The sequence below is a fragment of the Streptomyces venezuelae genome (assembly GCF_008642375.1).
GTDB lineage: Bacteria > Actinomycetota > Actinomycetes > Streptomycetales > Streptomycetaceae > Streptomyces > Streptomyces venezuelae_G.
The window spans coordinates 7,448,861-7,475,842 of the sequence record NZ_CP029194.1 but is presented as its reverse complement, the minus strand read 5'-3'; the positions used below and the strand labels follow the sequence as shown (position 1 = coordinate 7,475,842).

Annotated in this window: 18 protein-coding genes and 1 pseudogene; 12 read left to right on the top strand and 7 right to left on the bottom strand. The window is 75.0% G+C overall.

Annotated elements, in window-relative coordinates; translation table 11 throughout:
• Positions 1 to 222: 222 nt before the first annotated feature.
• The gene (sigJ, locus tag DEJ46_RS34065) at positions 223 to 1,128 is read right to left on the bottom strand and encodes an RNA polymerase sigma factor SigJ (protein WP_223835320.1); all 906 of its coding nucleotides are present in this window, start codon (positions 1,126 to 1,128) and stop codon (positions 223 to 225) included.
• A 118-nt stretch (positions 1,129 to 1,246) separates the two neighbouring features.
• Between sigJ and DEJ46_RS34060 the strand changes: the two genes are divergently transcribed.
• Complete coding sequence (locus tag DEJ46_RS34060) at positions 1,247 to 2,077, top strand: alpha/beta fold hydrolase (RefSeq protein WP_150272522.1); 831 nt, start codon at positions 1,247 to 1,249, stop codon at positions 2,075 to 2,077.
• 471 nt (positions 2,078 to 2,548) lie between these two features.
• On the opposite strand, the pseudogene DEJ46_RS40990 reads toward DEJ46_RS34060, so the two are convergent.
• A pseudogene (locus DEJ46_RS40990) lies at positions 2,549 to 2,953 on the bottom strand (EamA family transporter); the annotation flags it as partial.
• A gap of 281 nt (positions 2,954 to 3,234) precedes the next feature.
• Here DEJ46_RS40990 and DEJ46_RS34050 point away from each other — a divergent pair.
• The 6 genes from DEJ46_RS34050 to DEJ46_RS34025 all read left to right on the top strand — a co-directional run bounded on the left by DEJ46_RS34050 (position 3,235) and on the right by DEJ46_RS34025 (position 12,988).
• Positions 3,235 to 3,882 carry a flotillin domain-containing protein gene (locus DEJ46_RS34050; protein ID WP_223835319.1) on the top strand — a complete coding sequence of 216 codons (648 nt, stop codon included), beginning with the start codon at positions 3,235 to 3,237 and terminating at the stop codon, positions 3,880 to 3,882.
• 76 nt (positions 3,883 to 3,958) lie between these two features.
• The gene (locus DEJ46_RS34045) at positions 3,959 to 5,401 is read left to right on the top strand and encodes a PLP-dependent aminotransferase family protein (protein ID WP_223835318.1); all 1,443 of its coding nucleotides are present in this window, start codon (positions 3,959 to 3,961) and stop codon (positions 5,399 to 5,401) included.
• A gap of 111 nt (positions 5,402 to 5,512) precedes the next feature.
• Positions 5,513 to 7,105: an alkaline phosphatase D family protein gene (locus DEJ46_RS34040; RefSeq protein WP_150272519.1), complete on the top strand. Its 1,593-nt coding sequence runs from the start codon at positions 5,513 to 5,515 to the stop codon at positions 7,103 to 7,105.
• A gap of 69 nt (positions 7,106 to 7,174) precedes the next feature.
• Positions 7,175 to 8,596: an SWIM zinc finger domain-containing protein gene (locus DEJ46_RS34035; protein ID WP_223835317.1), complete on the top strand. Its 1,422-nt coding sequence runs from the start codon at positions 7,175 to 7,177 to the stop codon at positions 8,594 to 8,596.
• A 112-nt stretch (positions 8,597 to 8,708) separates the two neighbouring features.
• Positions 8,709 to 11,369, top strand: coding sequence for a DUF6493 family protein (locus DEJ46_RS40620; protein WP_411757842.1), 2,661 nt, complete (start codon positions 8,709 to 8,711; stop codon positions 11,367 to 11,369).
• A 140-nt stretch (positions 11,370 to 11,509) separates the two neighbouring features.
• Positions 11,510 to 12,988 carry a GNAT family N-acetyltransferase gene (locus DEJ46_RS34025; protein WP_150272517.1) on the top strand — a complete coding sequence of 493 codons (1,479 nt, stop codon included), beginning with the start codon at positions 11,510 to 11,512 and terminating at the stop codon, positions 12,986 to 12,988.
• On the opposite strand, the gene DEJ46_RS34020 is transcribed toward DEJ46_RS34025, so the two are convergent.
• The gene (locus tag DEJ46_RS34020) at positions 12,897 to 14,126 is read right to left on the bottom strand and encodes a trans-sulfuration enzyme family protein (RefSeq protein ID WP_411757797.1); all 1,230 of its coding nucleotides are present in this window, start codon (positions 14,124 to 14,126) and stop codon (positions 12,897 to 12,899) included. The two genes, DEJ46_RS34025 and DEJ46_RS34020, sit on opposite strands and share 92 nt — an antisense overlap.
• 59 nt (positions 14,127 to 14,185) lie before the next feature.
• Here DEJ46_RS34020 and DEJ46_RS34015 point away from each other — a divergent pair, with 59 nt between their 5' ends.
• The 3 genes from DEJ46_RS34015 to DEJ46_RS34005 all read left to right on the top strand — a co-directional run bounded on the left by DEJ46_RS34015 (position 14,186) and on the right by DEJ46_RS34005 (position 16,973).
• Positions 14,186 to 14,683, top strand: coding sequence for an Lrp/AsnC family transcriptional regulator (locus DEJ46_RS34015; protein ID WP_150272515.1), 498 nt, complete (start codon positions 14,186 to 14,188; stop codon positions 14,681 to 14,683).
• A 48-nt stretch (positions 14,684 to 14,731) separates the two neighbouring features.
• Complete coding sequence (locus tag DEJ46_RS34010) at positions 14,732 to 16,435, top strand: DUF885 domain-containing protein (RefSeq protein ID WP_190623030.1); 1,704 nt, start codon at positions 14,732 to 14,734, stop codon at positions 16,433 to 16,435.
• An 88-nt stretch (positions 16,436 to 16,523) separates the two neighbouring features.
• On the top strand, positions 16,524 to 16,973 hold the full coding sequence (locus DEJ46_RS34005) for an Lrp/AsnC family transcriptional regulator (protein ID WP_150272512.1): 450 nt from the start codon (positions 16,524 to 16,526) through the stop codon (positions 16,971 to 16,973).
• On the opposite strand, the gene DEJ46_RS34000 is transcribed toward DEJ46_RS34005, so the two are convergent.
• From DEJ46_RS34000 to DEJ46_RS33985, 4 genes are all read right to left on the bottom strand, one after another.
• Complete coding sequence (locus DEJ46_RS34000) at positions 16,963 to 19,998, bottom strand: AAA family ATPase (RefSeq protein WP_150272510.1); 3,036 nt, start codon at positions 19,996 to 19,998, stop codon at positions 16,963 to 16,965. The genes DEJ46_RS34005 and DEJ46_RS34000 overlap by 11 nt on opposite strands.
• Positions 19,995 to 21,164, bottom strand: coding sequence for an exonuclease SbcCD subunit D (locus DEJ46_RS33995; protein ID WP_150272508.1), 1,170 nt, complete (start codon positions 21,162 to 21,164; stop codon positions 19,995 to 19,997). Before DEJ46_RS33995 ends, DEJ46_RS34000 begins: the two co-directional genes overlap by 4 nt.
• Positions 21,165 to 21,315: 151 nt before the next feature.
• A complete protein-coding gene (locus DEJ46_RS33990; RefSeq protein ID WP_150272506.1) occupies positions 21,316 to 21,942 on the bottom strand; it encodes a YigZ family protein in 627 nt (208 codons plus the stop codon).
• A gap of 9 nt (positions 21,943 to 21,951) precedes the next feature.
• Positions 21,952 to 23,697 (bottom strand): PucR family transcriptional regulator, encoded by a 1,746-nt coding sequence (locus DEJ46_RS33985; protein ID WP_223835316.1) that lies wholly within the window; start codon positions 23,695 to 23,697, stop codon positions 21,952 to 21,954.
• Positions 23,698 to 23,883: 186 nt separating this feature from the next.
• Between DEJ46_RS33985 and DEJ46_RS33975 the strand changes: the two genes are divergently transcribed.
• Both DEJ46_RS33975 and DEJ46_RS33970 read left to right on the top strand, forming a co-directional pair.
• Positions 23,884 to 25,362 carry a long-chain-fatty-acid--CoA ligase gene (locus tag DEJ46_RS33975; RefSeq protein ID WP_150272504.1) on the top strand — a complete coding sequence of 493 codons (1,479 nt, stop codon included), beginning with the start codon at positions 23,884 to 23,886 and terminating at the stop codon, positions 25,360 to 25,362.
• A 79-nt stretch (positions 25,363 to 25,441) separates the two neighbouring features.
• On the top strand, positions 25,442 to 26,944 hold the full coding sequence (locus DEJ46_RS33970) for a carboxylesterase/lipase family protein (protein ID WP_150272502.1): 1,503 nt from the start codon (positions 25,442 to 25,444) through the stop codon (positions 26,942 to 26,944).
• Positions 26,945 to 26,982: the final 38 nt, after the last annotated feature.

The following is a 26,982-nucleotide window of genomic DNA, read 5'->3' as shown; positions in this document are numbered from 1 at the left end:
TAACTCTGCGACCATAAGGCGAGCCACCCCCTTGGTCAAGACCAATCCTCCGTCAGACGCCCCTGAATGTGACCCTCTGACCTAGATCGTTCACAGGACGTTCGCGCCGTCGTGTGCCCGGCGCAGCAAACGGCCCCGCCTCCCGCGACGGGAGACGGGGCCGGAGGTGGGGCCGGCGACGGGGCCGGAGGCGGGCGCTGAGTGATCCCGGCCCGGTGGTTCTCAGAGGCCGGCGAGGGCGTGGAGCTTGTCGGGGTTGCGGATGATGTAGACGCACTGGACGCGGCCGTCGCGCACCTCGACCTGGAAGACCGAGTCCGGCCTGCCGTCCACGAAGGCGACGACGGCGGGGGCGCCGTTGAGCTCGGCGAAGCGGTAGTCGTAGATGTCCCCCGCCCCCTTCGCCACGCCGCAGAGGAAGCGGCCGACCTTGTCGGCGGTGTCGATGATCCGCAGCGGGGCCTTGGACTTGCCTCCGCTGTCGCCGACGAGGCGCGCGTCCGGGGCGAGCAGGGAGAGGAGCTCGCCGAGGTCGCCGCCGGCCGCGGCGGCGAGGAAGCGCTCGGTGAGGTCGCGACGCTCGGTCGGGTCGACGTCGTAGCGCGGCTTGCCCTCGTCGACGTGGCGCCGGGCCCGGCCGGCGAGCTGGCGCACGGCCGCCTCGGACCGGTCGAGCACGGTGGCGATCTCCGCGAAGGGGAAGCCGAAGGCCTCGCGCAGCACGAAGACGGCCCGCTCCAGGGGGGAGAGGGACTCCAGGACGACGAGGACCGCCAGGGAGACGGAGTCGGCGAGCAGGGCGCGCTCGGCGGTGTCGGGGGCGGTCGGCCCGAAGTCGGTGACGACGGGTTCCGGCAGCCAGGGCCCGACGTAGGCCTCGCGGCGAGCCTGGGCCTGCCGCAGCCGGTCGACGGCGAGCCTGGTGGTGATCCGTACGAGGAAGGCGCGCGGCTCGCGGACGGCGCCGCGGTCCTCGGCGGTCCAGCGGAGCCAGGCCTCCTGGACGACGTCCTCGGCGTCGGCGGCGCGGCCGAGCATCCGGTAGGCGACACCGAGGAGCATCCGGCGGTGTTCCTCGAAGAGGTCGGTGAGGGTGTCGGTCGGCGTGGGCTCGGTATCGGTGGGCACCCGCCCATCCCAGCCGACCACCGCCGCTCTGTCCAGTTTCGGCCCCTGGTCTTGAACTCCTGGCTACCGAACGGTAATTCTTGCTGACGAGTCATCTGAGTAACCGCAGGGAGCCGGCATGCCCGCACGGATCGCGTTCTCGATCGAGACCCCTTCGGGTCCCCGTACGACGTCCCTGACGTACGAGCGGAGGGGCTCGGGGGAACCGCTGCTGCTGCTCCACGGCATCGGGCACCACTGGCAGGCCTGGGAGCCGGTGCTCGACATCCTCGCCGGCGAGCGCGAGGTCATCGCCGTCGACCTCCCCGGCTTCGGTGCCTCGGACGGTCTGCCCGAGGACTGCCCCTACGACCTGGCCGGCGTCGTCCCGGTGCTCGGCGCCTTCTGCGAGGCCGTCGGCTTCGACCGGCCGCACGTCGCGGGGAACTCCCTGGGCGGGCTGCTCGCGATCGAGCTCGGCCGGGAGAAGCTGGTCCGCTCGGTGACCGCCCTCTCCCCCGCCGGCTTCTGGTCGGAGGCCGAGCGGCGGTACGCCTTCGGGACGCTGCGGGCCATGCGGGGCGCGGCCCTGGCGCTGCCCGTGCCGGTGATCGAGCGGCTGTCCCGTACCCCGGCCGGTAGGACCGTGCTCACCAGCACCATCTACGCGCGCCCCGGCCGCCGTTCACCCGAGGCGGTCGTCGCCGAGACCCTCGCGCTGCGTGGGGCCACCGGCTTCCACCAGACGCTGGCCGCGGGCCGGGCCGCCCGCTTCCGCGACGACGTGCCCGCCGTCCCGGTCACCGTCGCCTGGGGCACCAGGGACCGGCTTCTCCTGCGCCGCCAGGGCGTCCGCGCCAAGCACGCCCTGCCCGACGCCCGGCTGGTGCGGCTGCCCGGCTGCGGCCATGTGCCCATGAACGACGACCCGGCTCTCGTCGCCCGCGTCCTCCTGGACGGCAGCCGCTGACCGCCTGCGGCCGAAGAGGCCGGTGCCCAGGGCGGCCCCGGCGCCCACGAGGAGGCTGCCGGCCGCCTGCGGGAGTCCGAAGGCGGCGCCCGCGACGGCGGCGGCGCTGAGCGCGGCGGCGACCGGGATCGCCCCGGTGTAGAGGGTGGCCCGCTCCATGCCGATCCGCTGGACGCCCATGTAGAAGAGGACGAAGCCGACGACGGTGGCCAGGGCCGCCTGCCAGACCAGGGCGCCCGTCTCCACCGCCGTCGGCATCCGGACGAAGCCCGCCCCGTCGACGGCGAGGCCGAGGAGCGTCGCCTCGACCGCGCCGACCCCGCACACGGCGGCGGTCAGCAGCTTCGGTCCGAGCAGGCGCAGCACCGGTACGGCGAGCACGGTGAACCCCACTTCGCCCGCGAGCGCCGCCACCGACCAGCCGATCCCGGCCAGGTCCGTCCGCCCCCAGCCCTGCACGGTGAAGGCGCCGGCGGCGACGAGCAGCGCGCCGTAGAGGACGGCGGGGGCGGGCCTGCGGCCGTCGGTCAGCGGGACGAGGACGGCGACGACGATCGGGGCGCAGCCGACCAGCACACCCGGGACGGCCGGTTCGGCGGTCCGTTCGGCGGCGAGCACCGCGAGGTTGAAGCCGACCATGCCGACGGCCGCGACCGCGCCGAGCCGCAGCCAGTGGCGGAGCGTCAGGAGGCCGAGCGGGGCCAGTCCGCCGCGGCCGAGGAGCGGGAGCAGGAGCAGACAGGCCGCCGCGTACCGCAGCGCCTGCCCGCCCGCGTACGGATAGGCACCGAGGAGGCTGTTGGCCGTGAAGGAGGCGCCGACGAGGGCGTAGGCGAGCGTGACGAGCAGGACGCCGCGCAGGGAGTTCGCGTTCATGGTCCCGACGTTAGGAAGCGGAGCGGTCCCGGTGGAGGTCCACTTTCCCCGCGCTATCGGGGACCACTTCCGTGCGTCGGAGGGGGCCCGCTCCGTTCCTCGTCCGGGCGCGCGGCGTGTCACCCCTGGTCCCCGCGCGTCAAGAACTCGTCAAGGCGCGCCAGGCAGGGCGGGAGGGGCCGTGACGGAGACGGACAGGGAGAGGGAGCCGGTCGAGGAGTACCTGGCGGGGTACGCCGAGATCCTCACCGATGTGTGCGCGGGGGGCCGCAGGCTCACCCGTGACGAACGCGAGGCCCTGCGCTCCTGTCGCGCTCCTCGGCCTCACCGTCATCACCCGCCACAAGGTCGCCGGGCCCAGCGAGGCGTTCATCATCACGGGCCGGCGCGGCAAGCAGGCGACCGATCCCGCCACCGGGCGCGTGTTCACCGACAACAGCGGCCAGAAGGTCGTGGTCGGCGGCGGAGTCTTCGGCCTCAAGCAGGCCGAGATCAAGGCCCAGACCGACGAGGCCGCCGCCCAGGCCAACGCCGCAGGACCCCTCGCCGAAGCCGTGCGCATCGAGGGCGAGGCCGCGGCCATCGCCGCGCGGGGCTCCGCCGAGGCCGGAGCCATGCAGAAGAAGGCCGACGCCTTCGCCCGGTACGGAGACGCCGCCGTCCTCCAGATGCTCGTCGAGGTCCTCCCGCAAGTCGTCGCCAAGGCCTCCGAGCCCCTCTCGGCGGTCGACAAGCTGACCGTCATCTCCACCGACGGGGCCAGCCGGTTGACCCGTACCGTCACCGACAACGTCACCCAGGGCATGGAACTCCTCTCCTCCACCACAGGAGTCGACCTCGCCCAGCTCCTCCAGGACATCACCCAGAAGAAGGCGACTCCGACGGCGGCACCGGGCACCGCGGGCACTCCGGTCGAGATCGGCGAGTAGGGCACACTCGTCGTACTCGTCGCAACCGTCGTACTCGTCGGAAGCGGACTCCCAGAGACAGAATCGTGAGGCGGACGTGCCATTCGAGACGGACGGGAGTCCTCCGCAAGCGGGGCCGCACGTCCAGCCCGCCTGGGAGTTGCTCCTGCCGGCGGCCGGTACCCCGGCCCGGCGGCGGGGGCGGGCCCTTCAGGAGGCCCTGCGGGACGCGGTGCGCTCGGGGCGGCTGACGCCGGGGACCCGGCTGCCGTCGAGCCGTGAGCTCGCGGCCGACCTCGGTGTCTCGCGGGGCCTGGTCACCGAGGCGTACGAACAGCTCACCGCCGAGGGGTACCTGCGCAGCGACCGTGGCGCGGGGACGTGGGTGGGCGGGGCGGCGCGCTCCGCCGTGCGCGGGGCCCACGGCCCGGCGCCCGGGATGCCCCGGGTCCTGGTGGACTTCCGTCCGGGCACCCCCGACCTGTCCCTCTTCCCGAGGACCTCGTGGGCGGCGGCCCAGCGGTCCGTCCTGGCGCGGCTGCCGCACCCCGCGCTCGGATATCCGGACCCGCGCGGGCTGCCCGGGCTGCGCGAGGCGCTGGCCGGGATGCTGACACGGCGGCGGGGTGTGGTGGCCGATCCGGAGCGGCTCGTGGTCTGTTCGGGCGTCGCGCAGGCGTCGACGCTGCTCGGCTTCGTGCTGCGGGGCCGGGGGCTGCGCGAGGTCGGCATCGAGGATCCCGGCAGCCCGGAGCACGGGCGGCTGTTCGCGGCGACCGGCATGGACACGGTGTGGCTGCCGCTCGACGAGGAGGGGCTGCGGCCCGGGCCGCTGGCCGACTCCGGGGTGCGCGCGGTGGTCGTGACTCCCTCCCACCAGTTCCCCTCCGGGATCAGCTGGTCGGCGGAGCGGCGCGCCGCGCTCCTCGACTGGGCGCGGACGGTGGACGGGTACGTCCTGGAGGACGACTACGACGGGGACTTCCGGTACGACCGGGCGCCCGTCGGTGCGCTCCAGGGGCTCGACCCGGAGCGCGTCGCGTACGCGGGATCGGTGAGCAAGTCGCTGGCGCCCGGGCTGCGTCTGGGCTGGATGCTCGTCCCGGGGGCGCTGCTCGACGAGGTCGTCGAGCGGAAACGGACGATGGACCTCGGCAATCCCGTACTCGATCAGGCGACGCTCGCGGAGTTCGTGACGGGCGGCGGCTACGACCGGCAGCTGAGGCGCTGTCAGCGTGCCTACCGGGGGCGGCGGGACGCGCTGCTCGCCGCGCTCGCCGCGCATCTGCCGGGCACCGGGGTGAGCGGGATCGCGGCCGGGCTGCACGTCATCGCGCGCGTGCCGGGGCGGTTCGGTCCTCCCGCGCGGTTCCTGACGCGGGCGGCGGAGGCGGGCGTGGCACTGCGGCCCCTGGAGGAGTACGGCACGGAGCGGCCCGCCGACGGGGACGTACGGCTGGTCGTCGGCTACGCGCATCTGGCGCCCTCGGCCATCGAGCGGGGAGTCCGGTTGGTGGCGGAGGCGGTGGGGCGGGAGTGACAGGTCGCGAGTGATCTGTTCACGCGGGGTTCGCGCGGGGGCCGCCCCCGGCCGTTAGGCAGGGTGCCGCGGCGCGATTCCCGCGCCCGGACACGCTCCCGGAGGTCTTCCATGTCCCACCCCTCGCCCACTCCTTCTCCGTCTGCCGCACGGCGCAGTCTGCTGCGCGGGTCGCTCGCCGCCTCGGCGGGACTCGCGCTCGGCGGCGCGGGCCTGGCGGCCCCGGCGTTCGCGCTGTCCGGGCGGCCGCGGGCCGGCTGGGGGGTGCAGACGGGCGACGTCACGGCCTCCTCCGGTCTGGTGTGGGTGCGTTCGGACCGGCCCGCGCGCATGCTCGTCGAGACCTCGGCGAGCGAGTCGTTCCGGCGGGTGCGCCGGCACCACGGGCCGCTGGTCGGCGCGGGCACGGACTTCACCGGGACGACCGCGCTGCGCGGGCTGCCGGCCGGCGAGCAGATCCACTACCGGGTGACGCTCGCGGACCCGGACGACCCGCGCCGGAAGGGCGAGCCGGTCGTCGGCACCTTCCGCACGGCCCCGGAGCGGCGCCGTGACGGGGTCCGCTTCCTGTGGTCGGGGGACATCGCGGGCCAGGGCTGGGGCATCAACCCGGACATCGGCGGCTTCCGCGCGTACGAGGAGATGCGCCGCCTCGACCCGGACTTCTTCCTGTGCAGCGGCGACTCGATCTACGCCGACGGGGTCATCCAGCCGAGCGTGACGCTGCCCGACGGGCGGATCTGGCGGAACGTCACGACGCCGGAGAAGTCGAAGGTCGCGGAGACGCTCGCCGAGTACCGGGGCAACTTCCGCTACAACCTCCTCGACCACAACGTCCGGGCGTTCAACGCGCAGGTGCCGTCGGTGGTGCAGTGGGACGACCACGAGGTGCGCAACAACTGGTACCCGGGCCAGATCCTGGACGACGCTCGGTACACGGAGAAGGACGTGGACGTCCTCGCGGCCCGCGCGCTGCGGGCCTTCGGCGAGTACACGCCGGTGTCCACCCTCCAGGCGCGCGGGGGCGGTCGTGAGCGCAGGATGCACCGGGTGGTGCGGTACGGGCCGCTCCTCGACGTGTTCGTGCTCGACATGCGGTCGTACCGGAACGCCAACTCCCCCGGCCGGCAGGCCGACGACACCACGGGCATCCTGGGCGCGGAGCAGCTCGCCTGGCTGAAGCGGGAGCTGGCCGCGTCGACGGCGGTGTGGAAGGTGCTCGCCGCGGACATGCCGCTCGGGCTCGTCGTACCCGACGGCTCCGCGAACTTCGAGGCGATCGCGCAGGGCGACCCGGGCGCGCCGCTGGGCCGCGAACTCCAGATCGCGGAGCTGCTGCGGTTCGTGAAGCACCGCCGGATCACCGGCACGGTGTGGCTGACGGCGGACGTGCACTACACGTCGGCGCAGCACTACGCGCCGGAGCGGGCGGCCTTCCAGGACTTCGCGCCCTTCTGGGAGTTCGTCTCCGGCCCGCTGGCGGCGGGCGGGTTCCCGGCGAACGCGCTGGACGCGACCTTCGGTCCGGAGCGGGTGTTCGTCCGGGCGCCGGAGCGGGCGAACCTGTCGCCGATGGAGAGCCCGCAGTACTTCGGCGAGGCCGACATCGACGGGCACAGCGGCGAGCTGACGGTACGACTCCGGGCCGAGGGCGGATCGGTGCTGTTCAGCAAGGTGCTGCGGCCGGGGCTCGTCGGACAGTAGGTCCTGTTCGGAGGCGATGCGGAGAGGGCCCCCGGGTGATTGTCAGTGGGGGGTCCTACCGTTTTCCTCATGACGCGATCCGTACATGCGCTGGCCTACGCACGCCCTTCCGCGCTGGAGTCCACGGGCTCCGGCCGGCTGCTCGGCCTGGAGACGGCGGGGGGTCTCACGCCCCGGGGTGCCGAGGCCCGCCCCCGTTTCTTCTCCGGCTTCCTGGCCGCTCCCCAGGTCGCCGCCCGCGGTCTGCTCGCGGTCGCCGACGTGGCTGCGGCCCGCTACCACCAGCGGTCGCGGCCGGGTTCGCTGGACCCGGTGGTGACGGGGAACGGGGACCGGCTGCGGTTCGAGTCCTTCTCCGGCTGCGGCGGGGTGTACGCGCGCCTGGACGTGCTCGACGAGGGGCTCGGCGGCGCGGAGACGGGTCACGGCACGACCAATGTGGACGTCAACGACCCGCTGCGCGAGGCGCTGTCGCGGATGACCGGGGACGATCCGCTGCATCTGCGGGTCGGGCCCGAGGAGCTGACCGTGACCACCCTCGCCGGGGCGGTCGTGGAGAAGAAGGTCCCGCTGCCGGACCGGTGGCTGCGGGGCTTCGCCGAGGCACAGGTCGCCTCGGCCCGGTTCGACCTGCGGGCCGAGCTGACGGGTGCGGAGGCCGTACGGTTCCTGCGTTCGCTGCCGCGCGGACAGGGCCGGGGGCGCGGTCCGCTGTGGGTCGTCCCTGCGGGCCGGACGCTGCGGCCGACGACGCGGCCGGGTCCGGGTGCGGTGTGCCTGCCGGGCCCCGACCGGCTGGTCGCCCTGGAGCGGGTGCTGCGGCACGCGACGGGGCTGCGGGTGTACGGGCCGGTGCCGGACGGCGCGGCGGCCACGGGGAGCGCCTGGGAGGTGACCCTGCCGGGCATGCGGCTCACGCTGACGCTGTCGCCGGACCCGGCACGGGGCTTCTCCGGCGAGGGCGGCGTCCTGGAGGCGCTGGCGACACAGGACGCGGCGGGGGACGCGGAGCTGGTGGCCGTGCTGCTGGCCTGGGAGCCCCGGATCGACCCGGCGGACCTCGCGGCACAGGCCGGACTCACGGCCGACCGGGTGCGGGCGGCATTGATCCGGCTGGGCACGGCGGGCCGGGTGGGGTACGACGTGGCCGAGGCGGCCTACTTCCACCGCGAGCTGCCGTACGACGCCGACCGCGCCGAGCGGCACAACCCCCGTCTGGTGAGCGCGCGTCGGCTGGTCGCGGACGGCGCGGTGGAGCTCGGAGGGGAGCGTGCGACGGTGACCTCGGGCGAGCGGCGCTACCGGGTACGGGAGTCGGGCGGAGCGCTGACCTGTACGTGCCAGTGGTGGGCGGACCACCAGGGGCGGCGCGGCCCGTGCAAGCACACGCTCGCGGTACGGATGGTCCGGCGCGGTGCGACGGCCGCCGAGCCGGTGCCGGGCGGGGAACAGGGAGCTGAGCAGGGGGCGGAGCAGGAGGCCACGGCGTGACGGTACGCGGAGCGGAGGAGCGGAAATCGGGGGCCGGGCAGTGACGCGAGGGACGGAGAGGGCCGTGGGGACGGGGAAGGGCGAGGGAACCGAGGTGGCTGAAGTGACCGCAATGGCTGACGTGTCCGCAGCGGCTGACGCGGCCGTGGACATCGGGAAGTTGATGGAGGCGGTGCGCGGCGGGCGCGCCGATGACGTGCCCGCGCTCCTGGACGGGCTGGGCGCGGCGGAGCAGCGGAGCGCCCTCACCCGGCTGAAGGCGCTGCGCGCCGAGGTGCGGGGCTGGGAGTCGAAGCGTCCGAGGGAGGCGGCGGACGTCCGGCGCGCGCTGTACGTCGCGGGGGCGGGCTGTCACGCGGGGGCCTCGGGGGCGGCGACCTGGCTCGGCGGCCGTGATCTGCTGCCCTGGCGCTCGGAGGGCGCCGACCTGGTGCTCCGGGTGGTCGCCGGGCGGACTCCGGAGTGGCTGGCCGACGTGGCGGGCCGGCTCGCCGCGCGGCCGTCCGTGGCGGAGCACAGCTACCGCCTGATCCGCGGGCTGGCCGAGCGGGCGGGCTGCGCGGTTCCGGTGACGGACGGCTATGTCCTCGGCTGGGCCTGGGAGTTCCGGGCGGGGAGTCGCTGGCGGCGGTCGGCCGACGCCCCCGCGCTCCTCGACCGGCTGCGGGAGGATCCGCAGACGCCGGTCCTCGCGGTCCACGCGCTCTCGATGACGGAGAGCCCCGACGAGCTGACCTGGACGCTCACCGAGGCTCCCCGGGCGCACTGGCCCACCGCCGTCGCGGCGCTCGTCGGGGAGGGCGTGCTGGTCCGGGCGGAGGTCCTGGGCGCGGCCGTCTCCCGGCTGCTGCGGGGCGGTCGTCCCCGTGACCTGCGGTTCCCGCTGGACGTGCTGCGGCTGGTCGGGCCGACGGCGGCGGAGTTCCGGGAGCGGGTCCCGGACCTGGTGGGGATGGTGGCGGACGGGCCGTCGCCGATCGCGGGGTACGCGCAGGAGGCGCTGGCCGGACTGGCGGCGGACGGGACGCTGCCGACCGGCGCGCTGGCCGAGATGACGGGCGCGGCCCTCTTCCGGACCGAGAAGAAGCTGGTGCGGGCGCAGTTGACGCTGGTCGGCAAGGTGCTGGCGCGGGAGCCGGGCGCCGCGGCCGAGCTGCTGCCGGCGGTCGCGGAGGTCTTCGGGAACGAGGACACCGAGCTCCAGGGGCGCGGGCTGAACCTGGTGGGCCGTCATCTGGCCGCCGTGGACGGGTCCGTACGGCTGGATCTCGCCGATCAGGCCGGGCTGCTGAGCCCGGTGCACCGGCAGGCCGCCGTGGAACTGTTCGGGGGGTCCGTCGACTTCGGGGCCGGGCTTCCGTACGAGGAGATCCTGCCGCCCGTACCCGAGCCTCAGCCGGTCGGGCCCCCGGCGGCGACGGTCGAGGAGCTGGTGGAGGACCTGCTGGCGAGGGGGGTCTCCGACGATCCGGTGCGCTTCGAGCGGGCCCTCGACGGGCTCGTGCGCCACGCGCACCGGGACCGGGAGGCGCTGACGCGGGCGGTGCGGGAGGCGTTCGGCACGACGAGCTGGCAGGAGCCGTACCACTTCGCATACGCGAGCCATGGTGTCCACTCCGTGCTCGCGGCGCTGCTCGGGATGGTGGAGCGGTCGTGGATCGACTCCCGGCTCTCGTGGGAGCCGACGGCCTGTCTCCACGAGGCACTGACCGGCATCCGGGACACACGGCTCTGGGAGGCCGCCTCCCTCGTCGGCACGGACGCCCTGCCCTTCCTGCTGGCCGCGCCGACGCTGAGCACCGGCGGCATCGATCCGGCGACGCTCGTGGAGCGGCTGCGCGCCTACCGGGACGCGGGCGTCGAGCCCTCCCCCGCCGACCTGGCCCAGGCGCTGCTGCGGGTCCTGCGGGCCGATCCGGGGGCCGGGCGGGCGGCCGAGGAGGCCTGGGCACTGGACACCCCGGCCGGGCTGCGGCTCGCCGCGTGGCTGCGGTCGGAGAAGCCGCTCGCGGCGGACGTGCGGGTCCTCGGGCGGGAGGAGGACCGGTCGCTGCTGCGGTGGCACGTCGTGCACCGGCTGGTCGTGGACATCGCCGACAGCGCCGTGGTGCGGGAGGAGTTCCCGCCCGCCTTCCGGTGGCTGGGCGGCGCCTTGGAGGCGGCGCCCGGCCTGTGCTCGCACTGGATCACCGGCGAGGAGCACTGGGCCTCGGTCCTTCCCGCCGACCGCGAGGTGCTCGCGGCCTGTCTCATGCCCTCGCTCGCGCGGTCCATCAGCGGCGGCACTCGGGAGACCACCGAGGCACTGACCGGGGTGGCCGAGGCCGAGGGCCGGGTGGGCCGGGCCGTCGCGCTCGCTCTCGCGCTCGGGCTGGGCAACGGGGACGCGGACGACCGGCTGCGGGCGGTGGACGCTCTGCTCGTACTCGCGTCCCGGGGTGACCTGGACGCGCGGCGGGTGGGCGAGGAGCTGGCGTGGCTGCTCGCCGAGGGTTCGGTGAAGCCGAACCGGCTGGCGGACGCTGCCCGGACGGCGGCGGCCACCGGGGCGTACGGGACGGTCTGGGCGGTCCTCGCCACGGCGCTCCCGGAGGCGCTGGGCGCCGCGAAGCCGGTACGGGGCCTGGGCGAGGTGCTCGCGGTGGCGGCCGACTGCGTGGAGCGGTGCGGGGCGCGGGGTGGGCTCGCGGGCCTCGACGGCGTCGCCTCGGCGAAGGGCTCCACGCAGCTGGTCGCCCAGGCGCAGCGGCTGCGGGACGCGCTCCGCCGGTGAGCCGATCGGAGCCCGTCAGGGGCCCGATCAGACCCTGACTCAAACGGTCTGAATCGGGCCCTAAGGCACCAGATCGGCGCTTAACCCATCAGTCACAGAACGTTCGTGATCACGCAACACCGCTGGGCCACAGTGAGGTCATGACCGATGTGACGTCTTCGAAGAGCAGCCGCCGCCCGCACCACTGGCGGCACGACCTGATCGAGCTCGCCGCCCTGTTCACCGCCGTGGTGGTGGCCGACACGATCGCCAAGACCATCGCCAAGGGGCCCGACGGCGCCTACCTCCTGGTGTTCTCGGCAATCGCGCTGGTCGCCACCGCCGCGTTCCACACCTGGTGGGCGCGGAGGCACAGTCATGCCAGCCATGCCCCGCCCCCCGGGGCCCCGGGGGGCGGGGCAGGCGGGCGTTCCACCACGGCTTCGACGGCCGACCGAGCGGCCGGCCGAGGCGCGGACGACGGAGGCGAGAGCACGGAGGACGCCCAGCGACCGCCCGCCGAGACGGCGCTGTGGCGCATGCGGACCACCGTCGAGGACACCCCGGGCAGCCTCGCCGCCCTGTGCACGGTCCTCGCCGGGCTGGGCGTGGACATCCTCACCCTCCAGACCCACCCGCTCGCCCGGGGCACGGTAGACGAGTTCCTGCTGCGCGCCCCCGCCGAGCTCTCCGCCCAGGACCTCGCCCGCGAGACGGCGGCGGCCGGCGGCCGAGACATCTGGACCGAGCGGGCCGACGCCCACGACCTGGTCGACACGCCGACCCGGGTCATCGGCCTCGCCACCCGTACCGCTCTCGACGCGGCCGAACTGCCGCTCGCGCTGCGCGGGCTCCTCGGCCGCTGCACGCTCCATTCCGTGCCCGCGCTCTCCCTCACGGGCCGGCCGATCGGCGAACAGGCCCCGGTCGAAGGGGTGCTGGAGGAGACCGTGATGCGGCTGCGCGATCCGCACGGCGGCACGCTCATCGTCGAGCGGCCCTATCTGCCCTTCACCCCGACCGAGTTCGCCCGCGCCCGCGCGCTCGTCGAGCTCGACGCCCGGCTCGGCCCGCGGCTGCCGCGCAGCCGGGACGTGCTGACCCTGCCGGAGGGCAACGAGATCACGGTCCGCCGCGCCGACCAGCGCGACCTGCGGGCCGCGCGGGCGATGCACGACCGCTGCTCGGCCCGCACGCTCGGCCTGCGCTACCACGGCCCCGTCGGGGACGCCGACCGCTACCTCGACCATCTGCTCAGCCCCCGCTTCGGGCGCACGCTCGCCGTGCAGACGGCCTCCGGCCGGCTCGTGGCCCTCGGCCACCTCCTGTGGGACGGCGACGAGACCGAGGTCGCCCTGATGGTCGAGGACGACTGGCAGCGGCGCGGCATCGGCTCCGAACTCCTCGGCCGGCTGGTGGCGATGGCCGAGGAGGCCGGCTGCGAGAGCGTGTACGCCGTGACCCAGGCGTCCAACACCGGGATGGTGGCCGCCATGCGGGCGCTGCGGCTCCCCCTCGACTACCAGATCGAGGAGGGCACGCTCGTCATCACCGCGCGACTGGCCACGGCGCCGCACCGGAGCCCGCGCTCCGCGCCGCGGCCGCTGCCTCACGAGGAGGTGCGGCGGGCGGAGCGCTGAGCGCCTGCGTCAGGTCCCGCCACAGGTCCTCGACGTCCTCCAGGCCGACCGACATGCGCAGCAGCCGGTCGCTGACGCCCGCCGAGCGGCGGTCTCCCTCGGCCACGATCCGGTGGCTGATGGAGGCCGGGTGCTGGATGAGGGTGTCGACGCTGCCGAGGCTGACCGCCGGCGTGATCAGCCGCACTCCGGCGATCACGTCGTGCGGGTCCCCGTAGACCTCGAAGGCGATCATCGCGCCGCCTATCCGCGGATAGTGGACGCGGGCGATCCTGGGGTCGGTGGCAAGCCGGCGGACGAGCTCGGCGGCCGAGGAGGACGCCGCCCTCACCCGTACGGGAAGGGTGGAGAGGCCGCGCAGCAGCAGATAGCCGGCGAGCGGGTGGAGCACCCCGCCGGTCGCGAAGCGGACCTGGCGGAGCGTCCGGGCGAACTCCTCGTCGCAGGCGACGACGCCGCCCATGACATCGCCGTGACCGCCCAGGTACTTGGTCGCGCTGTGCAGCACGATCCGCGCGCCCTGCTCGACGGGACGCTGGAGGACCGGCGTGGCGAAGGTGTTGTCGACCAGGAGCGGCACGGAGCCGCAGGAGTGGGCGAGGGCCCGGATGTCGGCCTCGGCGAGCGTGGGGTTCGCCGGGGACTCGACCATGACGAGGCCCGTGTCGGGGCGTATCGCGTCGGCGATGCCCGCCGGGTCGGTCCAGGTCACCTCGGTGCCGAGGAGCCCGGCCTCGAGGAGGTGGTCGCTGCAGCCGTACAGGGGACGGACCGCGACCACGTGGCGCAGCCCCTGGCTCGCCCGGGCGAGCAGGACGGCGGTGAACGCCGCCATGCCGCTGGCGAAGGCCACGGCGGCCTCGGTGCCCTCCAGGCGGGCGAGGGCCTCCTCGAAGCGGGCCACGGTGGGGTTGTCGAGCCGGGCGTAGACGGGCGGACCGTCGAGCCGCGCGCCGGTGGTCGCGAACTCGTCGATGCGGGCGGCCTCGGCCCGGGCGTCGTACGAGGGGTAGGTGGTCGACAGGTCGATCGGCGGGGCGTGCAGACCGAGCGTGGCGAGGTCCTCGCGGCCGGCGTGCACGGCTTCGGTGGCGAGCGCCCTCGGGGTGGCCGAGGGGTCGCGGTCCATGGCGTCCATGGCGGCACTGTGAACGTTTACCGGAAGGTAGCGGGAATGAGCCGTGCTACGTTCGACAGATGGCCGAATCTGTCGTACTGGACGCGGTCGATCTGCACATTCTTCGCCTCCTGCAGAACGACGCCCGGACCACCTACCGCGAACTCGCCGCCGAGGTCGGCGTGGCGCCCTCGACCTGCCTGGACCGAGTGGCCCGGCTGCGCCGCACGGGCGTGATCCTGGGTCACCAGCTACGACTGGATCCGGCCAAACTCGGTCGTGGGCTGGAAGCCCTGCTCCTCGTCCAGGTCCGCCCCCATCGGCGGGAACTGATCGGTCCGTTCGTCGACCGGATCCGGGCCCTTCCCGAGTCCCGGGCGCTCTTCCACCTCACGGGTCCCGACGACTATCTGGTCCACGTGGCCGTGGCGGACCCCGCCGACCTGCAACGACTCGTACTCGACGAGTTCACGTCACGTCGCGAGGTGGCCCGCGTCGAGACACGGCTGATCTTCCAGCAGTGGGAATGCGGCCCGCTCCTGCCACCCTCGGCGAGCCCTTCCTTGTCAGCCGACTGAGCCCGAACGAGGGTGACGGACCCGGCGGGAGAAGCCAGGATGGCCCCCATGCCAGAGACTTCCAGCAGCCAGCTGCCCCGCCAGGTCGCCGACGCCCACGTCGACGCACTCATCGCCCTCGACCCGATCACCGGTACGTACCTGGGAGTCAAGGAGAGCGCCGGTCGTCTGCCGGACTTCTCGCCCGCCGGGCAGAAGGCCGTGGCCGACCTCGCCCGGCGCACGCTCGCGGCGCTGGACGCGGCGGAGCGCACGCCCGGCGCCGAGAGCGACGCCGAGCAGCGGTGCGCCCGGCTGCTGCGGGAGCGTCTCACGGCCGAACTCGCCGTGCACGAGGCCGACGAGGGTCTCTGCGCGGTCAGCAACATGCGCTCGCCCGCCCACAGCGTGCGCATCGTCTTCACCATGATGCCGACGGAGACCGCCGAGGACTGGACGGCCGTCGCCACCCGGCTGCGGGCCGTCCCCGCCGCGCTGGAGGGCTACCGCTCCGCGCTGGCGCTCGGCCTGGAGCGCAAGCTCTACGCCGGGCCGCGCCCCACCGCCACCTTCGTCGGCCAGCTCACGGAGTGGGCCGGCGCGGAGAGCGGACGGCGGGGCTGGTTCGAGGAGTTCGCCGCGGCCTGTCCCGACACGCTGCCCGAGGAGCTCAGGGCCGAGCTCGCGGAGGCCTCCCGGGGCGCCACCGGGGCGGTGGCGGGGCTGCGGGACTGGATGCGGGACGTGTACGCCCCGACCGTCGCGGACGCGCCGAACACGGTGGGCCGCGAGCGCTACCAGCGCTGGACCCGCTACTTCAACGGCACCGACCTGGACCTCGACCAGGCCTACGCGTACGGCTGGTCCGAGTACCACCGGCTCCTCGGCGAGATGCGGACCGAGGCGGACCGGATCCTGCCCGGCGCGGGCCCCTGGGAGGCCCTCGCCCACCTCGACGAGCACGGCACGCACATCGAAGGGGTGGAGGAGGTACGGGTCTGGCTCCAGGAGCTGATGGACGAGGCCATCGAGGCGCTCGACGGCACCCACTTCGAACTGGCCGACCGCGTACGGCGGGTGGAGTCCCGGATCGCCCCGCCCGGCGGCGCCGCCGCGCCGTACTACACCGGCCCGTCCGAGGACTTCTCGCGCCCCGGCCGGACCTGGCTCCCGGTGGACGGCACGACCCGCTTCCCCGTCTACGACATGGTGTCGACCTGGTACCACGAGGGCGTGCCGGGCCATCACCTCCAGACCGCGCAGTGGGTGCACGTCGCCGACCGGCTCTCCCGCTACCAGGCGACCATCGGCAAGGTGAGCGCCAACATGGAGGGCTGGGCGCTGTACGCGGAGCGCCTGATGGACGAGCTCGGCTTCCTGCCCGACGCGGAGCGCCGGCTCGGCTACCTCGACGGCCAGATGATGCGCGCGTGCCGGGTGATCGTGGACATCGGCATGCACCTGGGCCTGGAGATCCCGGCGGACTCGCCCTTCCGGCCGGGCGAGCGGTGGACCCCGGAGCTCGCACAGGAGTTCTTCCAGCTGCACAGCAGCCGCCCGCCGGCCTTCGTGGAGAGCGAGATGACCCGCTACCTCTCGATGCCGGGCCAGGCCATCGGCTACAAGCTGGGCGAGCGCGCCTGGCTGCTCGGCCGGGCCAACGCGCGGGCCGCGCACGGCGACGCCTTCGACGCGAAGGCCTGGCACATGGCGGCCCTCTCGCAGGGCCCGCTGGGTCTCGACGACCTGGTCGACGAGCTGTCGCGCCTCTGAGGCGCGCAAGCGGAAACCTCGTACCAGCGCATGAGAATCCCCGGCCGTTTCCTTGATCGGCCGGGGATTCCCCTGCTACCTCTGGTGCATGACCAGCGCATACACTCCGGACGCCACCGACTGGCGGATCCTCGAAGCCCTGCAGTCCGAGGGCCGGGCCAGCTTCGCCGAACTGGCCCGCGCCGTGTCGATGTCGCCGTCCGCCGTGACCGAACGGGTGCGGCGTCTCGAGGACGCCGGCGTGATCGCCGGATACACGGCGATCGTCGACCAGGACCGGCTCGGGCTGCCCATCCTCGCCTTCGTCCGGCTGCGCTACCCGCACGGCAACTACAAGCCGTTCCACGACCTCATCGCCGCCACGCCCCAGGTCCTGGAGGCCCACCACGTGACGGGCGACGACTGCTTCGTCCTCAAGGTCGCCGCCCGCTCCATGCGGCACCTGGAGGAGATCTCCGGGAAGATCGCCACGCTCGGCTCGGTGACGACGAGCGTCGTCTACTCCTCGCCGCTGCCCCGGCGCTCCATCAGCCGTTGAGCGCGTCCCCGCCGGTGCGCAGCCGCACCGCGGAGCCGTGCCGCGCCTTCACGACCTCCAGCTGGGCCGGGACGCGACGGCGCAGGTCGCCGACGTGGCTGACGATGCCGACGCTGCGGTCGCGTTCGCGCAGCGAGTCGAGGACGTCGAGGACCTCGTCGAGGGTCTGCTCGTCGAGGCTGCCGAAGCCCTCGTCGATGAAGAGGGTGTCGAGCCGGACGCCGCCCGCCTCGTCCGTGACGACGTCGGCGAGGCCGAGGGCGAGGGCGAGGGAGGCGAAGAAGGTCTCGCCGCCGGAGAGCGTGGCGGTGTCGCGTTCGCTGCCCGTCCAGGCGTCGACCACGTGCAGCCCGAGGCCGGCCCGCTTGCCGCCGGAGCGCGCGTCGGAGTGGACGAGGGTGTAGCGGCCGGAGGACATGCGCTGGAGGCGGGCGGTCGCGGCTGCGGCGACCTGTTCCAGGCGGGCGGCCAGGACGTACGACTCCAGCCGCATCCGGCGCTCGTTCTCCGCGGACGTGCCCGCGGTGAGGGCGGCGAGCCGGGCCACCCGGTCGTACTCCTCGCGGAGCGGACCGAGCCGGTGGACCTCGGTGCCGGCCTGTCGGGAGAGGCCGGTCAGTCCGGTCGCCCGGTCGCGGGCCGCCGCCAGGTCGGAGGCGGCCTGCCGGAGCCGGCGTTCGGCCGCCGCGTGGGCGGCTTCGGCGGACGCCGGGTCGGCGGGCGGGAGTGCGGCGGCAGCGGCGGTGCCGGGCTCGGCGAGCCGGTCCGCGACGGCGGCCGCCTCGGCCTGCCAGGCGTCCACGCGCCGCTGGAGGTCGCGGCGTTCGGCCTCGCCGACGAGCGCATCGCGAGCCTCGGCCGGGGTGGCGAAGCCCGCGCGGTAGGCGGCGTCGGAGAGCCGGTCGTCGGCCTCCTTGAGCCGCTGGGCGGCCTGTTCGGCGGCGGTCACGGCCCGGGCGGCCTCGACGAGAACCTCGATCTTCCGCTCCAGCCGGGTGGCGTGCTCGGCGACGCTGCCGAACTCGCCGCGCCCGCGCGCGAGTTCCTCGTCGAGCGTCGCCTGCTCACCTTCGAGGGCCTCGCGGCGCGAGGTACGGGCGGCGGCCCGCCGCTCGGCCTCCCGCTGAGCGGCGACCCGCTCCTCGTACTCCCGCTCGGCCCGCGCGAGCGCCTCCCGGGCGCCGTGCGTCTGCCCGGCGAGCGCGTGCGCCTCACCGTGCAGGCGGGTCAACTCCTCGACCTCCCGGGCGAGTTCGCCGACGACGGGATCCGCGCCCGTCTCGTCGCAGAGGACCTCCGCGCGGGCCGCCGACCAGGCCGCCCGGGCGAGGTCCCGTTCGCGTTCGACGGCGGTGCGGGCCTCGTCGGCGCGGGTGTAGGCCGCGTAGGCCGCGTCCTCGGTGGCGCGGTCGACGTGGTCGGCGGTGGCGCGTGCCGGGGCGGGGTGGGCCGTGGAACCGCAGACCTGGCAGGCGTCGCCCTCGATGAGGGTGGCGGCGAGTTCGGCGGCAATGCCCTGAAGACGGCGGGACTTGACGTCGAGCCAGGTCTCGTGGGCGGTGTTCCGGAGCTCACGGGCCTCCGTGAGCCGCGCCTCGGCGGCCGCGGTGTCCTGCTCCAGAGTGTCGCGGCGGCGCGCCGCGGCGAGGCGGCGGCGAGCGGGCTCCAGACGGCCGGCGAGGTGCTCGGCGCGGGTCGCCGCGTCCGTCGCGGCCTGGACCCGTTCGGCGAGGGCGGTCCGGCGGGGCTCCCAGTCGGCGAGCCAGGCCGCCGCGTCCTGGAGGGCGCCCTCGTCGGCCCGGGCCTCGCGCGCCAGGGCCGTCCGCTCCTCGGCGAGCGCGGCGGCCCGGCGCTCGGCGCGGCGGGCCGCGTCGAGGCCGCCGAGCTCCCCGCGCAGCCGGTGTTCGAGGGCGGAGAGGTGCTCGGCCCCCTGGTCGGCGAGGTCGGGGGGCAGGAGCGCGCGGGAGCGTTCGCGGACCGCGTGCGCGACGGCGTGCTCGCGCTCGGCGTCCGTGCGCAGACCGAGCGCCGGGGCGACGCGCTCGGCCTTGAGGGACCGGTCGAGGACGGCCTGGTCGCGGTCGCGCTCGGGGGTCCGGGCGGTGAGCTGCTCGCGGCGCCGCAGCGCGTCGGCGTGCCGGGCCTGACGGTCGGCGAGCTCCCTCTCGGCGTCGAGAGCCGCGCGCGCGGAGACCTGTCCGCGCTCGGCGGCGGCGAACCGTACGCCGGTGATGTCGAGGGCCTCGCGGGCCTCGGTGCGGGCGACGGCGGCCCAGGTCAGCACGGACTCGGCGAGGCCGGGATCGCCGGGGCGCCCCTCCACGGGTGTACGGGCGGCGGCGAGGCCGCCGGCGGCCTGCGTCATGCGGTGGGCGAGCGTGAGGAGCCGCTCGTCCCCGTCCCGTACCTGCTGCTCGGCGGCGCGCCGGAGGTCGGCGAGGCGCTCCTCGACGGCGGCGAAGCGACGGGTGTCGAAGAGGCGGCCGAGGAGCTTGCCCCGGGCCTCGGCGTCGGCGCGCAGGAACTTCGCGAAGTCGCCCTGCGGGAGGAGGACGACCTGGCAGAACTGCTCGCGGCTCATGCCGACGAGCTGGGTGATCTCCTCGCCGATCTCCTGGTGCGAGCGGCTGAGTCCGGCCCACGCGCCGGTGGCGGGGTCGTACTCGCGGAGCCAGGTCTGGGCCTTCTCGGTGGTGAAGCCGGGGGCGCCGCGCTTCTTGGGCCGCTGCTGGGCGGGCCGGCGGGTGATCTCCAGGCGCCGGTCCCCCACGGTCAGTTCGAGGAGGACCTCGGTGTACGTGCCGACGGGGGCGTGGTCGCTGCGCAGGGAGGTGCCGGGGCTCTGGCGGACGCCGGGCACGCTGCCGTACAGCGCGAAGCAGACGGCGTCGAGGACGGAGGTCTTCCCCGCGCCCGTCGGGCCGTGGAGGAGGAAGAGACCGGCGGCGGAGAGCGTGTCGAAGTCGACCGTCTGCGTGGTGCCGAAGGGCCCGAACGCGGTGATCTCCAGGCGGTGCAGTCTCACCGGCCCACCTCGCGCTCGGCCGAGTCGACCCGTACGTCGTCGAAGGCGCCGTACAGCACCGCCCGCTCCGGGCCGTCGAGCCCCTCGCCACCGCGCACGTGGGCCACGAAGTCCTCCGCGATCTGCTGGTCGCTGCGGTCCCGGAGCCGCTGGGCGTAGGACGCGCCGGGGCCGTCCTCGGTCCGCTCGGGGTCGAAGACGAGGTTCAGGGTGTGCGGGAAGCGCTCGGTGAGCCGGGCCATGGGCTCGGCGGGCCGTGCCGGGTCGGTGAGGGTGGCCTCGACCCAGGACTGCTCGTGGGGCGCGAGCGCGGGGTCGGCGAGGAGGTCTTCGAGCCGCCCCCGGATCCGGGCGAGGGGGCGCGGGACGGGGCAGTCGAGGCGCTCGGCGGCGAGGACAGCACCGTCAGCGCCGAGGTCGACGAGCCACATCGTCTTGCGGTGGTCCGCCTCGGAGAAGGAGTACGCGAGCGGGGAGCCCGAGTAGCGCACCCGCGGGGTGAGGGTCTGGCTGCCGTGGAGGTGGCCCAGCGCGACGTAGTCGACGCCGTCGAAGACCCCTGCGGGGACGGCGGCGACGCCGCCGACGGTGATGTCCCGCTCGCTGTCGCTGGGGGCGCCGCCGGCCACGAAGGCGTGGGCGAGGACGACGGAGCGGGTGCCGGCGGGGCGGTCCGCGAGGTCGGCGCGCACCCGGTCCATGGCGGCGGCGAGCACGGCCTCGTGCCCGCACTTCGCCGCGCCGAGCTGTTCGCGCACGAGGGCGGGTTCGAGGTACGGCAGGCCGTAGAGGGCGACGTCGCCGTGGTCGTCGGTGAGGACGACGGGGGTTCCGATGCCGGCCGGGTCGGTACGGAGGTGGATGCCCGCCCGCTCGATGAGCCCGGCGCCGACGCCGAGGCGGCGGGCCGAGTCGTGGTTGCCGGAGATCATGACGGTCGGCACACCGGCCTCGGCGAGGCGGTGGAGGGCCGTGTCGAAGAGATCGACGGCGGGCAGCGGCGGCACGGCCCGGTCGTAGACGTCCCCGGCGACGAGGACGGCGTCCACACGGTGCGCGTGGACGGTCGCCACGAGGTGGTCGAGGAACGCGGCCTGGGCTTCGAGGAGCCCGACGCGGTGGAAGGACCGGCCGAGATGCCAGTCCGAGGTGTGCAGGAGCCTCACGATGCCGTCCCACCCCGCATGTGTCCCGCTCCTCGCCGCCGCTTCCCGTCATGTGCGCCCACCACGCTATCCCGGCCGGGGGTGTGGGTGGGGCCGGACGGGATTCCGGGGTGGACGGCGGCGCCGGCCGGGGTGCCGAGGCCGGGTGGGGTCAGGCGTCGCCGTACGCCTCGCCGCCGAGGGCGAGCACGGCCGTGCCGGCGGTGGTGTCGGCGAGCCAGGCCTCGAAGGCGGGCACGTCGGCGTCCGGGAGGCCGATCTCGATCGTGACGGCCTCGGCGTACCGCACGTCCCTGACGGCGCGGCCGGTCGCCCGCAGGTCGTTCTCCAGCTTTCCGGCCCGCTGGTGGTCGACGGTGACGGTGGCGAGCCGGAAGCGCTGCCGGGTCACCGTGCCGAGCTCGTCGAGCGCCTCCCCGACCACCCCGCCGTAGGCGCGGATGAGGCCGCCCGCGCCGAGCTTCACACCGCCGTAGTAGCGGGTGACGACGGCGGCGACGTAACGCATCTCACGGCGCAGAAGCATCTGGAGCATCGGCACGCCCGCCGTGCCGCCCGGCTCGCCGTCGTCGCTCGCCTTCTGCACGGAGGCGTCGGCTCCCAGGACGTAGGCGAAGCAGTTGTGCGTGGCGGTCGGGTGCTCCTTGCGGATGCGCGCGACGAAGTCCTGCGCTTCGCGCTCGTCGGCGACGGGGGCGAGCGCGCAGAGGAAGCGCGAGCGGTTGATCTCGGTCTCGTGCACACCCTCGCGGGCCAGCGTGCGGTACTGCTCCTGCATCCCGCCAGCCTACGTTCCGCCCACCTCGTACTCCCCGGCGGCCGGTTCGGGAGAGTCCCCCAGGCCCGCGTACGGCAGCGCGCGCAGCGCCAGCGCCCAGCCGAGGCGCGCCTCGCCGGACTCGCTGGAGCGGCCCGTGAGCTCGGCGATGCGGCCGATGCGGTTGAGGACGGTGTTGCGGTGGCAGTAGAGCAGTTCCGCGGCCCGGGCGGCCGAGCAGCCGTGGTCCAGCCAGACCCGGAGCGTGGTCAGGAGCGCGGCCCGCTCGCCGCCGGTCGCGAGGACGGGCCCGAGATGGACCGTGACGATCCGCTCCGCGATGTCGGACCGCCCGCTGAGGAGCACCTGCGCGAGCCGGTCGTCGAAGGCGGCGGCCTCCCCGCTGCCCGCCGGGAGGGTACGGAGCGTCTGCTCGGCGAGCCGGAGGGCCCGGCCCGCGTGGGAGAGCCGCTCGAACTCCGGGGAGATCCCGGCCGTGGCTCCGGTCAGCTCCCGCAGGACGTCGAGGAGGGCGCCCGCGGCCGGGTCGGCGGAGCCGCGGGGGCGGGCGGCCTGGCCACCCGCGGGGGTGTCGCGGCGCGGCAGCCGGACGATCCCGGCGTACCGCCCGGAGCGGGGTCGCCAGAACGACCACATCCCCCGCGCCTCCAGGGCGGGCGCCGGGTGCGGCGGGGCGGCCGGGTCCTGGGCGGCGACCACGACGACGTACCGGTCGTACGCGGGGACGCCGAGCGCGGCGGCCGCGGCGGAGGCGACGGCGGGGTCGTCGGCACGGCCGTCGAGGAGCGCCTCGAAGAGGGCGACGCGCCGGGTGTCCTGGCGGCTCTGGAGCTCCAGCTGGGCGAGCCGGTACGCGTCGGCCATCGCGACGGAGTACCGGTCGATCGTCTCCCAGACGCCGCTCGCCATGTCGAGCTCGACGTCTCGGCTGTCGGCCTCCCGGCCCGCCCGGGCCCTGAGGTGCTCGGCCATGACCTGCCAGAGGACCCGGCCGCCGCGCCGGTAGGCCTGGAGGACGGTGTCGAGGGGGACGCCCTGCTCGGCACGGCGGCGGCCGGTCTCGCGGGCCGCCCACTCGAAGTCGCCGCCGGTCGGGGCGAGGCCGCCGAAGTCCTCGAGGGCGCGCAGGAGGTTGTCGCGGCAGATCTCCCAGAGGTCGTCGCGGGTGACGGGTGCGTCGGCAGCGTACGTACCGGAGTGGGCGCGGATGTCGTCGACGGCCCGGTCGGTGAGCCGGTCGACGTCGGCGAGCATCGTCGTGGCCAGCGCGCGACGGAGCGCCCCGGACCCGGCGTCGGACCCGAGCGGCGTGTGGGCGCCGCCGGAACGCGGGGAGCCGGAGCGCGGGGCGGCGGGACGGGCGGCGGAGGCGGCGGGCCGGGCGGAGGCCGAGCCGGGCCGGGCGGCCGAGGCAGGGCGGCCGGCGGAGGAGGAAGAAGCAGGCCGGGCAGGGGTGGCGGCGGGGCGGGGCTCGCCGGGGCGCGGGGCGTCCGCGCGGTCGTGGCGATCGGGGCGCGGGGGGCCCTGGCGGTCCAGGCGCTCCGGGCGGTCCAGGCGGTCCAGGCGGTCCAGGCGGTCCGGGCGGTCTTGGCGGTCTTGGCGGTCCGGGCCGAGGGCGCCCGGGCGGCCCGGACGAACGACGTCCTGCCTGTTCCGGCGCCGCGCATCCCCGCCGTCCGGGTCGGCGGCATCCGGGCGCGCGGCCTGCGCGCGGGGTTCGCCGCCGGGGAGGGGGGCGGCCGGGCTGTGCGTCATGGCTCGCACCGTAACCCCCGGATTTGGCGAATGCCACGGGTCGCGCACGGCAGCGGGGCCGCTGCCCACCCCGGCGCGGCACATGGTGGGCATCTGCACATGGCATCCAGGTCGTGCGGCGTCGGATTCTTTGCCGTGTCAGCCGATCGTCAAAGCGCTGTCACCCCCGCGTCTCTGGAGCGTGTCATGTCACTGAGCGTCGCCGGCGTCCTGGGCGAGTCGGCCCGTCACTTCCCCGACCGGATCGCGGTCGTCGAGGGCGCGGCCCGGCTCACCTACCGCGAGCTGTGGACGGAGGCGCTCCGCTGCGCGGCCGGGCTGCGGGAGGCGGGCCTGAAACCGGGTGACCGGCTCGCCGTGCTGCTGCCGAACACGACCGAGTTCCTCCGCGTGTACTACGGCGCGCTCGCGGCCGGCGTGACCGTCGTACCGGTGCACGGGCTGCTCGTCGCCGACGAGGTGCGGTACGTCCTGGAGCACAGCGGCGCGGTGGGCGTCGTGAGCGGCGGGCCGCTGTGGGCGGTGGCCGAAGAGGCGGCCCGCGCGGCCGGGGTGCGCGCGTTCCAGGGAGCGCCCTCGGCGGCCGAACCGCTGGCCGCCGCCGAGCCGGCCGACCCCTCGGACGCGGCCGTGGTCCTCTACACGAGCGGGACGACGGGCCGGCCCAAGGGAGCCCTGCTGACCCACCTCAACATCGTCATGAACGCCTCCGTGACCTCCCGGGACCTCCTCGGCCTCGGCGAGGGCGACGTCGTCCTCGGCTGTCTGCCGCTCTTCCACAGCTACGGCCAGACCTGCGCGATGAACGGGACGCTGCGCCAGGGCGCGACGCTCGTACTGATGCCCCGGTTCAGCGGCCCGGCGGCCCTGGAGGTGCTCGCCGCCGAGGACGTGACGGTCTTCATGGGGGTGCCGACGATGTACCACGCGCTCGTGGAGGCCGCCGCGGTCTCCGACCGGCGCCCGACGGCCCTGCGCGCCGCCGTCTCGGGCGGCGCGGCCCTCCCGGTCGCCGTCCTGGAACGCTTCGAGGAGGCCTTCCGTACGCAGGTCCTGGAGGGGTACGGCCTGACGGAGACGTCACCGGTCGCCACCTTCAACCAGCCGCACCTCGGCCGCAGGCCGGGGACGGTCGGGCACCCGGTGTGGGGTGTGGAGGTGGGGATCGCGGACGCCGCCGTGGACCGGCAGGTCGTGCTGCTCGCGGACGGCGAGGTCGGGGAGGTCGTGGTGCGCGGGCACAACGTCTTCGCGGGCTACCTCGACGACGCCGCGGCGACGGCCGCCGCGATCGTGGACGGCTGGTTCCGTACGGGCGACCTGGGCGTCCTGGACGAGGACGGCTTCCTGCGGATCGTGGACCGGAAGAAGGACCTGGTCATCCGGGGCGGCTTCAACATCTATCCGCGCGAGGTCGAGGAGGTGCTCGTGCGCCACCCCTCGGTCTCGGAGGTCGCGGTGATCGGCGTCCCCGACGACGCGAAGGGCGAGGAGGTGTGCGCGGTGGTGGTACGCCGGGAGGGCGCGGCCCCGCTCTCCGGGGAGGAACTCGTGGAGTGGTCGCGGGAGCGCCTCGGCCGCCACAAGTACCCGCGGATCGTGCGCTTCGTCGAGGCGCTGCCGCTCGGCCCGACCGGCAAGGTCCTCAAGAGGGCGCTGGTGTAGGGGGGGTTGACCACAAGCCCTCCCTTAACCACATGATCTGGACGGTGCGTCACCGTCGACCCGAGGAAAGGGTGAATAGATGTCGGAGTACGTCGCGGAGCACGCCCCGGACGGTCCCGGGGCCCGTACGAGGAACGGCGTTCTGCGGGGCGCCCTGAAGGACGGTGTGGCGTCCTTCCTCGGAATCCCCTACGCGCGGGCCCCCGTCGGGGAGTTGCGGTTCCGCGCGCCGCAGCCGGCGGAGGCCTGGGACGGGATCCGGGAGGCCACCGCCTTCGGACCTACGGCGCCCAAGCGCCCGTACGCCCCGCCGCTCGCCGCGCTGCTCCCCGACCCCGAGGTGGCGGGCGACGACTGCCTCAACCTCAACGTCTGGGCCCCCTGGCCGGCCGCCGGGCCCGGCGGGGACGGTCCCGGCGACGGCGGGCGCCCTGTCATGGTCTGGATCCACGGCGGGTCGCTGATCCACGGCTCGTCGTCGGTGCCGGTCTACGACGGCACCGCCTTCGCCCGGGACGGCGTCGTCCTCGTCTCGATCAACTACCGCCTCGGCATAGAGGGGTTCGGGGTATTTCCCGACGCTCCCGCCAACCTCGGTCTGCGTGACCAGATCGCCGCACTGACCTGGGTACGGGAGAACATCGCGGCCTTCGGCGGGGACCCGGAGCGGGTCACCGTGTTCGGCGAGTCGGCCGGCGCGATATCGATCGGCGCCCTGCTGGCCTCGCCGCTCGCGAAAGGCCTGTTCCGGCGGGCCGTGCTGCAGAGCGGCGCCCCGACCTCCAAGTCGCTCGGCTACGCCCGGAGGACCACGGAGGCGATCGCCGCGCGTCTGAAGGTGCCGGCGACGGCGGAGGCGTTCGCCCGGGTTGACCGGGAGAAGCTCCTCGCGGCGCAGACCGCGGTGACGGGCAAGGGATCGCCGTTCCTCACCGGCAACCCCTTCCACATCACCGTGGACGGCGACGTCCTGCCGGAGGATCCGGGGGACGCGCTCGCGGACGGTGCCTCGGCGGAGGTGGAGCTGCTGATGGGCACGAACACGGACGAGTACCGCCTGTGGTTCGTGCCGGGCGGACAGGCCGACCGGGTGGGGCCGTTGGGTCAGCGGCTCCTGCTCCGGAGGGGCCGGATAGCGCCCCACACGGCCAAGGTGTACCGGGCGGGCCGGCCGCAGGAGAAGCCGGGCGAGGTCCTGGGCGCGATCGCGACGGACTGGGTGCTGCGGGTCCCGCTGAACATGCTGGCGGACTTCCGGGTGGCCTCCGGAAAGGCCGCGGCGACGTATCTGTACGAGTTCGGCTGGCCCTCGCCCGTGCTCGACCTCCGCGCCTGCCACGCGCTCGAACTCGGCTTCGTCTTCGACACGCTCGACGCGCCGGAGACACAGATGCTGACGGGCCCGGACGCGCCCCGCGACCTGGCCACGGCCATGCACGCCGCCTGGGTGGCCTTCGCCGCGACCGGCGATCCGGGCTGGCGTCCGTGGGACGCGGCGCGCCCGGTGATGACCTTCGGTCCGGGCGGTCCGACCCTGGTCGAGGCACCGCGCGAGGAGGAGCGGCTCGCCTGGGGAAGCTGACGGGTACGCGATGGAGGGCGGGGAGGGAAACGGGCCGT